The sequence below is a fragment of the Streptomyces sp. UH6 genome, assembly GCF_013421635.1.
Lineage (GTDB): Bacteria > Actinomycetota > Actinomycetes > Streptomycetales > Streptomycetaceae > Streptomyces > Streptomyces abyssomicinicus.
Map to the genome: position 1 here is coordinate 1 of NZ_JACADT010000735.1, position 2,866 is coordinate 2,866.

3 protein-coding genes are annotated in these 2,866 nt (G+C 74.6%); 1 reads left to right on the forward strand and 2 read right to left on the reverse strand.

Annotation, left to right across the window (positions count from 1 at the left end; translation table 11 throughout):
- The coding region (locus HW445_RS25030; RefSeq protein WP_180223190.1) for an aldehyde dehydrogenase family protein at positions 1–928 on the reverse strand (928 nt) is incomplete at its 3' end.
- A gap of 143 nt (positions 929–1,071) precedes the next feature.
- Here HW445_RS25030 and HW445_RS25035 point away from each other — a divergent pair.
- Positions 1,072–1,842: an IclR family transcriptional regulator gene (locus HW445_RS25035; protein WP_180223191.1), complete on the forward strand. Its 771-nt coding sequence runs from the start codon at positions 1,072–1,074 to the stop codon at positions 1,840–1,842.
- Positions 1,843–1,902: 60 nt separating this feature from the next.
- Here the strand turns inward: HW445_RS25035 and HW445_RS25040 are convergent.
- A partial coding sequence (locus HW445_RS25040) for a pectinesterase family protein (protein WP_180223192.1) occupies positions 1,903–2,866 on the reverse strand: 964 nt, incomplete at its 5' end.

Below are 2,866 nucleotides of genomic sequence, written 5' to 3' on the forward strand. Positions count from 1 at the left end.
CGCCGGCCACCGCCTCGGTGAGCGCCTTGACCAGGCCGTCGCCCGCCGCCCCTTCGGGGACCAGCGCGAAGCCCGGCTTGGTGCAGAACTGGCCCGTCCCCAGGGTCGCCGACGCGGCGAGCCCGGTCCCGATCTCCTCCCCGCGCTCGGCCGCGGCGGCCTCGGTGACCAGGACCGGGTTGAGGCTGCCGAGTTCGCCGTGGAACGGGATGGGCACCTCCCGCGCGGCGGCCGCGTCGTACAGCGCCCTGCCGCCGCGTACCGATCCGGTGAACCCGGCGGCGGCGACCAGCGGGTGGCCGACGAGCGTGACGCCCGCCTCGAATCCGTGGACGAGGACGACGACGTCCTCGGGCAGGCCCTCCTCGGCCGCGGCCCGGCGCAGCAGCGACGCGCACAGCTCGGAGGTGGCCGGATGGTCCGGGTGGGCCTTGACGACGACGGGGCAGCCCGCGGCGAGGGCGCTGGCGGTGTCGCCGCCGGGCACGGAGAAGGCGAGCGGGAAGTTGCTGGCGCTGTACACGGCGACGACGCCGAGCGGCACCTTCCAGCGCCGCAGGTCGGGCCAGGGCGGGGTACGGGTGTCGTCGGCGTGGTCGATCCGCACGTCGAGGAAGCCGCCCTCCTCGACGATGTCGGCGAAGGCCCGCAACTGGGCCGTGGTGCGGGCGAGTTCGCCGGTCAGGCGGGGCGCGCCGAGGGCGGTCTCCGCGTCGGCCGTGCCCACCACCTCGCCCTGGGCCTCGTCCAGGAGACGGGCGGCGGTGCGCAGCAGGGCGGCCCGTGCGGGGCGGTCGGCCAGCGCCGCGCGGGCGTCGTGCGCGGCGCGTACGGCGCGGTCCACGTCCTCGGACGTGGCCTCCTGGGCGACCTGCTCCCGGCGCTTCCCGGTTCGGGGATCGACGCTCCAGACTGGTACTGCGGTCACGGTGGGGTTCCTCCGGTTCTCGCCGGTGCGCCCGTCCGCCGCGACGGCCGGGGACGACCGGTGTGCGTTCGCTATTCTGAACCGCATTCCTGTGTATGAATGACAGGAACTCTATTTGCGGGCGTTCGAAGGGGTCAAGGGGAATGCCGACTGCCGAGACGGGTGGCGCACAGGTCAAGTCCGCCGTGCGGACCGTGGAGTTGCTGGAGTACTTCGCCGGGCTCCCCGGCATGCACAGCCTGGCCGCCGTGCAGGAGGCCGTCGGGTATCCGAAGTCCAGCCTGTACATGCTGCTGCGCACCCTGGTCGAGCTGGGCTGGGTGGAGACGGACGCGACCGGCACGCGGTACGGCATCGGCGTGCGCGCGCTGCTGGTCGGGACCTCGTACATCGACGGGGACGAGGTGGTGGCGGCGGCGCGGCCGACCCTGGACCGGCTCTCCGACGACACCACGGAGACCATCCACCTCGCCCGCCTCGACGGCACCAACGTGGTCTACCTGTCCACCCGTCAGTCGCAGCACTACCTGCGGCCCTTCACCCGCATCGGCCGCCGTCTCCCGGCGCACGCCACCTCGCTCGGCAAGGCGCTGCTGGCCGCCCTCTCCGACGACCAGGTGCGCGAGCTGCTGCCGGAGACGCTGCCCGCGCTGACCGAGCACACCATCACCGACCGGGAGCGGCTGATCGAGGAGCTGCACCAGGTGCGCGAGCAGGGGTACGCGGTCGACCGGGAGGAGAACACGCTGGGGCTGCGGTGCTTCGGCACGGCGATCCCGTACCGCACCCCGGCGCGCGACGCGATCAGTTGCTCGGTGCCGGTGGCCCGGCTCACGTCCGCCCACGAACAGACCATCCTGGACGCGCTGTTCGACGCCCGGGACCGGCTCACGATGGCCACCCGCAGGCTCTGACGCCCGCCCGTGCCGCCCGGCCGTCCGTGCCGCCCGTGCCTCCGGGGTGCGCGCCGGCGGTCAGGCGGCCCGCCGCAGGGCGGCCCGCGCGTCCCAGTCGCCCAGGTACGCCCCGGGCGTGTGCGCGGCGGCCTCGGCGGCGGTGAGCCGGGGCCGGTTCTCCGGCACGGTGACCCTGGCGCCGGGTCCTCGGTTGGCGTACTCGCGGAACAGGAAGCTCTGCCACGGGTACTGCTCGCGCATGTTCGCGTACGGCGCGGCGGCGTCGGTCCCGGCGTCCAGGAAGCTGTCCCGGACGACGAGGCGCGGCCACGCGGTGGGGTCGCTGCTCGGCACCCAGGGCCGGGCGAGCTTGTAGGCGCCGTCGGGTGCCGCGCTGGTGAGGCGGCAGCGCACGGCGAGGAAGCCGTGCGGGGTCCCGGCGGCCGTGCTGGGCGCGAAGACGAAGCCGTAGGGGGTGAAGTCCACGGGCCGGTCGAGCGTGTGGAACTCGCCGCCCTCGTGGACGGCGGTGGCCCGCCCGAAGACGAAGTCGACGTCGCCCTCGGTGTAGCAGTGGTGGAAGTACTGCCGGGCGGTGAGCGTGCGGTGGCGCGTGTCGGTGAGCAGGGTGTCCTGGTGGCCGAGGAAGCGGCAGCGGTCGAACAGGCTCCGGTCGCCGAGCACCCGCAGCGCGACCGCCTGCTGCGCGGTGATCTCCGGGTGGTCGGCGCGCAGGAAGTCGTTGGCGAAGGTGAGGCGGCGGGCGGTGAACCCGTCGGGCGCGGCGGTGACGGTGGCGCTGCCGGAGGTGCCGTACGTGCCGGACCCGTCGGGTCGCGGCGTGCCGGAGGCGTTGTCGTACACGATCACGGTGTCACGCGGGTCGCCCGTGGAGCCGAGCAGGGTGAGGCCGGTCTTGGTCTCGGGGACGCCGACGGTCTCCCGGTACGTGCCGGGGGCGAGGACGACCGTCCAGGGCCGGTCCGGGTGGTCCGGGGTGGCGTCGACGGCGGCCTGGACGGTGGGGAGGTCACCGGTGCCG